The organism is Protofrankia sp. Cj3, from assembly GCF_917627355.1.
GTDB lineage: Bacteria > Actinomycetota > Actinomycetes > Frankiales > Frankiaceae > Protofrankia.
Map to the genome: position 1 here is coordinate 2,426 of NZ_CAKJTR010000015.1, position 5,640 is coordinate 8,065.

Genomic DNA, 5,640 nt, shown 5'->3' on the forward strand with positions numbered 1-5,640 from the left:
AAGAATGGTTATCCCCATCGACCGCGCCGTCCCAGCAATGATCTTCTCGGCGGCTTCCAGCGTGGTCGCGTTGAGGTCGGGCAGCTTGGTCTGGGCAATCTGACGGATCTGCTCCGCGGTGAGGTTCGCCACCTTGGTGCGGTGCGGAACACCACTGCCCTTCTCAATCCCAGCGGCCTTGAGGATAAGCCGGGCCGCCGGCGGGGTCTTGGTGACAAAGGTGAACGAACGGTCGTCATACACGGTGATCTCGACCGGAACGACGTTCCCGCGCTGCGACTCGGTGGCCGCGTTGTACTGCTTGCAGAACTCCATGATGTTGACGCCGTGCTGGCCGAGCGCCGGACCGACCGGCGGCGCGGGTGTCGCCACACCAGCATTGATCTGGAGCTTGATAATTGCCGCGATCTTCTTCTTGGGAGGCATGTGTCGTTTCTCTCTGGGTTTCCTGGGGTCTCCGTCGGCGCCAAGAACGCTGCGACCGTGCCGCCGGCCGGCTACCGGTTCGCCTGGCTGGTTGGAACCTCCGGTGGAGCGGAAGCGGAGACAACCGCGCCGCCTTCGGCCATCGAGCAGATCAGATCTTCGCGACCTGGTTGAACTGAAGTTCGACCGGCGTCTCGCGGCCGAAGATGGACACCAGCACCTTGAGCCGCTGCGCATCGAGGTTGATCTCACTGATGGTCGCCGGAAGGGTCGCGAACGGGCCATCCATGACGGTCACGGACTCCCCGACCTCGAACTCCTGCACCCGGACCGTCTCGGTCTTCTTCTCGGGTGGCGCCGGCGGCGCAAGAATGGAAACAACCTCCTCTGTCCGCAACGGTGACGGCTTGTTGGTCAGGCCGACGAAGCCGGTCACACCCGGGGTGTTTCGAACCGCGGACCACGACTGGTCAGTGAGGTCCATACGGACGTAGATGTAGCCCGGATACTTCTTCTGCTGCACCAGCTGCCGTTTGCCGTTCTTGATGACCGGAACCTCCTCGGTCGGGACCTCGATCTGGAAGATGTAGTCCTCCATGTTGAGGCTGGAGATCCGAGTCTCGAGGTTGGTCTTCACCTTGTTCTCATAGCCGGCGTACGAATGAATGACGTACCAGTCGCCAGGCGCGTCCTCCAGCGCCTGGCGGATGTCGCCGTCATCGTCGTCATCGTCGTCGAAGGCGGGCTGGTCGACATCCGCGACAGCCGCGGCAAGATAGCCGGGCTCCGTCTCGACGCCGGTGGAACCGTCGCCGCTCTCGCCGTCCTGCGGCAAGGCGCCGGCCTCCGTGCTTGCCACCTCGTCGCGCACCAGCGCCGCCAGCGGGTCGAGACCGTCGAGGGCCTCTCCCTGTTCGGAGGAGACATGCTCGGGAAACTGGGACACGCGGACGTTCCTTCTCTCTTGACCGTGCTCTGTGAGCTGTGCGGGCGCTATGGCGACATGGATCCGCGGAAACGGTCCACCTCAACCGAAGATCGCCAACACCGCCTTGGTGAGACCGAAGTCCAGCGAGGCGACGAATGCCACCATGATCGAGCAAAACATGAGCACTACAACCACATAAGTGATCAGTTCGCTTCGACCTGGGTAGATGACCTTCCGAAGCTCGGCGACGATCTCTCGGTAGAAGCGCAGCGGCGTGGTACGGCGTCGAGCTGCCGGCCGGGTCGGCTGGCCGGCCCTCGGTGCCGCGTCACGTGTGTCGGTCGCCACTCACTCCACCTACCTGGTCGTCGGATACCGCAGGGGCGACAGGACTCGAACCTGCAACCGCCGGTTTTGGAGACCGGTGCTCTACCAATTGAGCCACGCCCCTTTACACCACGACCACCACCGTGCTGGTAGCCGCCGATCAAGATGCACTCAGACCAATCATGATCATAAAGATCATGGGCATGAAAATCATCTACGGCGCTACACGCGGGGATGACGGCCTAAGCGCATCCACCATACTCCCTACACGGCTCCTTACACGGCCCACCCTCACGTATCCATGATCTCCTACGAACCAGTGATCAAGCTCCACGTCGCGGACGCATCCCAGGCTAACCGGAAAGGGACTTGCTGGACAGCGGCTGCCCGACCGGCCAGGGGTCGCGCGATTGTAGCGCAGTATCGTGTGACCAGCGGGGCCAAGAGTCACGAGGGGCATCGCCACCCGGACCGGATGCATCGGGCACACCGGCCGGATCCGGCCGCACCGCGCCGATGATCGAGCAGCCAACCTGGTATGCGTGGCAGCATGACGGTCATGACCCGGATCTCTCACCGCGTCGGAGGCATCGCCCCTTCGGCGACACTTGCCGTGGACTCGACCGCCAAGGCGCTGCGCGCAGCCGGCCGGGACGTGATCGGCTTTGGTGCCGGCGAACCGGACTTTCCCACCCCCGACCACGTTGTCGCCGCTGCCGAGAAGGCATGCAGCGATCCAAAAATGCACCGGTACACACCAGCCGCCGGCCTGCCAGAGCTCAGAGAAGCGGTGGCCGACAAGACCCGCCGCGACTCCGGCCTCGATATCGCGGCCAGTCAGGTACTCATCACCAATGGTGGCAAGCAGGCCGTCTACATAGCGTTCGCAACACTCCTCGACCCCGGCGACGAAGTGCTGCTGCCCGCTCCCTACTGGACCACCTACCCGGAGTCGATCCGCCTTGCCGGTGGCAGGGCTGTGGATGTCGTGACCACTCCCGAGCAGGGCTACCGGGTCACGGTGGAACAGCTGGAGAAGGCGCGCACCCCTCGGACGAAGGCCTTGGTGTTCTGCTCACCCTCCAATCCGACCGGTGCGGTACATACCCCTGAGGAGGTCCGCGCGATCGGGCGTTGGGCGGCCCAGGCTGGGATCTGGGTGATCGCGGACGAGATCTACGAGCATCTGGTGTACGGCGACGCCCGGTTCGCTTCCCTGCCGGTAGAGGTGCCCGAGATCGCCGACCGCTGCATCGTCGTCAACGGCGTCGCCAAAACCTACGCCATGACGGGGTGGCGGGTCGGCTGGCTGGCAGGTCCGGCGGATGCCGTCAAGGCGGCCATCAATCTGCAGTCCCATGCCGCGTCCAACGTCTCCAACGTGGCGCAGGCCGCGGCGCTGGCTGCCGTGGCGGGCCCGCTGGACGCGGTCGCGCAGATGCGTCTTGCCTTCGACCGGCGGCGCCAGACTATGCACCGCATGCTCTCCGCGACCCCCGGGGTGGTGTGCCCGATGCCCGAGGGCGCCTTCTACTGCTACCCGTCACTGCTCGGCGTTATTGGCCGCACGCTGCGAGGACGCACCCCGACGACCTCAGCGGACCTGACCACGCTCATCCTCGAGGAGGCCGGCGTCGCGATCGTGCCCGGTGAGGCGTTTGGGACACCCGGCTACGCCCGGTTGTCCTACGCCCTCGGCGACCAGGATCTGGCCACCGGCGTACAGCGCATGTCCGACCTGCTGGCCGAGGCGGAGTAGCGGAGTAAGAGCGCCCGGCAATAGGGGTGTGGATCAATGAGCGGGGCTGGGGTGCGTGCCCTGGCCCCGCGACGCCGCGTCCCCTGTTGCCGGTCGCTCTGAGCGTCGGCTGTGGTGCCGCCGGGACCTCCGCGGCCGGGAGTTCCGCGGCCGGGGACGCCACAGCCAGCCGCGGCAAAGCGGACTGCTTGTTGCGACGATGAAACGATCAGGAAAGGCGGACCGTGGCGCGCGAACCCAGCAGCACCTTGGTTCCGTCGCACCGGACAGTGATGTTCACAACAACCTGGTTGTCGTCCAGCTTCTTGGCAACCACACCACTGACCACCAGCGCGGCACCGGCGTCGTCGTCCGGCACCGGGACGAACGAGGAAAACCGGACGCCATACTCGACAACCGCCCCGGGATCACCGGCCCAGTCGGTGACAAGCCGCGCCGCGCTGGCCATGGTGTACATCCCATGAGCGATGACTCCGGGCAGGCCCACATCAGTCGCGGCCCGGTCGTTCCAGTGGATCACATTGAAGTCGCCTGACGCTCCGCAGTAACGGACAAGATCTTCACGGCGGATCCGGAACTCCCGTTCGGGGATCAGCGTACCGACCTCAACATCGCTGTAACCAAGAGTCGCGGACATCATGAACCTCTCAGCCGTTCTCGACCCCGGCGGTTCCGCTTTCCACAACGGCGGTTCCACGGGAGACCAGTGACGAACGGGCGGTTGCCAGCAGCTCACCACCGGTCGTCGCGAACTCATAATCGATGATCATTAGCTCGTTACGGCCAGCGTTCCGGATGCCGGAGATCATGCCGGAAACGATGATCTCGTCGCCGGCGACGACCGGCCGCCGCAACGAGTAGCGCTGCTCACCGTGCACCACCAACGAGTAGTCGAGGCCGAGCGCGGGATCGTGCAGGGGAACGACGGACCGCCACATACCGAGTGCGGTCAGGAACGTGGGCGGCGCAATAAGATCGATATAACCAGCGGACTTGGCCGCATCCAGATCATGACAGAGCGGGCTGTCCTCACGGATCGCGAGGGCAAACTGCCGGATATGCTCACGCCCGACCAGGAAGGGTGTGTCCGCGACAAATCGGCGCCCGATGAAGTCTCGATTCAACGGCATCGCAATGCTCCGATCTCACCATGGCGCCGGTCACACCATGGCACCGGACCGACGAAATCACAACGCCATGCTTCCATACGACCGCGCCGAACAGCCACGCGACACAGCGAAGCGGCCCCGCGCACCCGCGAGGGGCGACACGAGGAGCAGCGCGGGTCAGCGAGTCTCGCGGTGGTCGGTGTGCTGCCTGCAGTTCGGGCAGAACTTGCGCAGCTCGAGACGATCGGGGTCGTTGCGGCGGTTCTTGCGTGTGATGTAGTTACGGTGCTTGCACACCTGACACGCCATTGTGATCTTTGGACGGACATCGGTGGCGGCCACGGTGCTGTGCCTCTTCCTGCAGGTCGGACAAGAACGAACCAGAACTTATAGACATGTGGAACGACCAGACGTCGCCCTCGGCGGGTCGCGACCCGGCCTGTAGCGGTGGCCGGATTTGAACCGGCGACACAGCGATTATGAGCCGCTTGCTCTGCCTGGCTGAGCTACACCGCCTTGATGGCTCAACCCCGTTGGCAGTCATTCCAGCCAACGGGGCAATGGCCGGGCACCGATTAACCGGCTACCGACCGCCACCACGGAGCCCCTTTACGGAATCGAACCGTAGACCTTCTCCTTACCATGGAGATGCTCTGCCGACTGAGCTAAAGGGGCGTGTGCGTACGCCTAAGGCTACACGACAGAACGACACCACGGACGGCACCCCCGCCATGAGCACAGGCTCTGGTCGCGGCGGATGCGGCGGCGGCGGAGGTGGCAGCTAGCCGCGGCGATCAACGCTAAACGGATCTTCATCGAATCTTGACAAGATCAAAATTTCGATTATCGCATAATGTCATGAAATTTCATCTAATTAAGACAAGGGTGGACTATCGGTAGCGACAAAGTCCGCCCACGCCCATCGATATATCTCTAAGCAACCAGAGAGTCGCTTAGCGTAGTTGTCGGCCGAGCGAAGCTGTCACCCGGGATCACCCATCGGCCAGTCCACCCATCTGCCAGGGGGCCCCATGCACGGGACACCGCACACCGCTTACCACGACCACGACCACGACCACGACCACGACCAC

The 5,640-nt window shown here is 64.1% G+C and carries 7 protein-coding genes and 3 tRNA genes; 1 reads left to right on the forward strand and 9 read right to left on the reverse strand.

Annotated elements, in window-relative coordinates; genetic code table 11:
* The 4 genes from rplK to MJ783_RS03480 all read right to left on the reverse strand — a co-directional run.
* Positions 1-426 (reverse strand): 50S ribosomal protein L11 (rplK, locus tag MJ783_RS03465; protein ID WP_239308457.1); only part of this gene is annotated, 426 nt, incomplete at its 3' end.
* A gap of 151 nt (positions 427-577) precedes the next feature.
* Positions 578-1,372, reverse strand: a complete 795-nt coding sequence (gene nusG / locus MJ783_RS03470) for a transcription termination/antitermination protein NusG (protein WP_239308458.1) — start codon at positions 1,370-1,372, stop codon at positions 578-580.
* An 81-nt stretch (positions 1,373-1,453) separates the two neighbouring features.
* The gene (gene secE, locus MJ783_RS03475; protein WP_239308459.1) at positions 1,454-1,702 is read right to left on the reverse strand and encodes a preprotein translocase subunit SecE; all 249 of its coding nucleotides are present in this window, start codon (positions 1,700-1,702) and stop codon (positions 1,454-1,456) included.
* Between the two features lie 30 nt (positions 1,703-1,732).
* A tRNA-Trp gene (locus MJ783_RS03480) sits at positions 1,733-1,805 on the reverse strand.
* A 426-nt stretch (positions 1,806-2,231) separates the two neighbouring features.
* Here MJ783_RS03480 and MJ783_RS03485 point away from each other — a divergent pair.
* Positions 2,232-3,440 carry a pyridoxal phosphate-dependent aminotransferase gene (locus MJ783_RS03485; protein ID WP_239308460.1) on the forward strand — a complete coding sequence of 403 codons (1,209 nt, stop codon included), beginning with the start codon at positions 2,232-2,234 and terminating at the stop codon, positions 3,438-3,440.
* A gap of 208 nt (positions 3,441-3,648) precedes the next feature.
* Here the strand turns inward: MJ783_RS03485 and MJ783_RS03490 are convergent, their stop codons facing one another.
* The 5 genes from MJ783_RS03490 to MJ783_RS03510 form a co-directional block, all read right to left on the reverse strand.
* Positions 3,649-4,077 carry a MaoC family dehydratase gene (locus MJ783_RS03490; RefSeq protein WP_239308487.1) on the reverse strand — a complete coding sequence of 143 codons (429 nt, stop codon included), beginning with the start codon at positions 4,075-4,077 and terminating at the stop codon, positions 3,649-3,651.
* Between the two features lie 10 nt (positions 4,078-4,087).
* The gene (locus MJ783_RS03495; RefSeq protein WP_239308461.1) at positions 4,088-4,570 is read right to left on the reverse strand and encodes a MaoC family dehydratase N-terminal domain-containing protein; all 483 of its coding nucleotides are present in this window, start codon (positions 4,568-4,570) and stop codon (positions 4,088-4,090) included.
* A gap of 156 nt (positions 4,571-4,726) precedes the next feature.
* Positions 4,727-4,891 carry a 50S ribosomal protein L33 gene (rpmG, locus tag MJ783_RS03500; protein WP_255720253.1) on the reverse strand — a complete coding sequence of 55 codons (165 nt, stop codon included), beginning with the start codon at positions 4,889-4,891 and terminating at the stop codon, positions 4,727-4,729.
* A 100-nt stretch (positions 4,892-4,991) separates the two neighbouring features.
* Positions 4,992-5,065 (reverse strand) — tRNA-Met (locus MJ783_RS03505).
* 86 nt (positions 5,066-5,151) lie between these two features.
* Positions 5,152-5,224, reverse strand: a tRNA-Thr gene (locus MJ783_RS03510).
* Between the last annotated feature and the right edge of the window lie 416 nt (positions 5,225-5,640).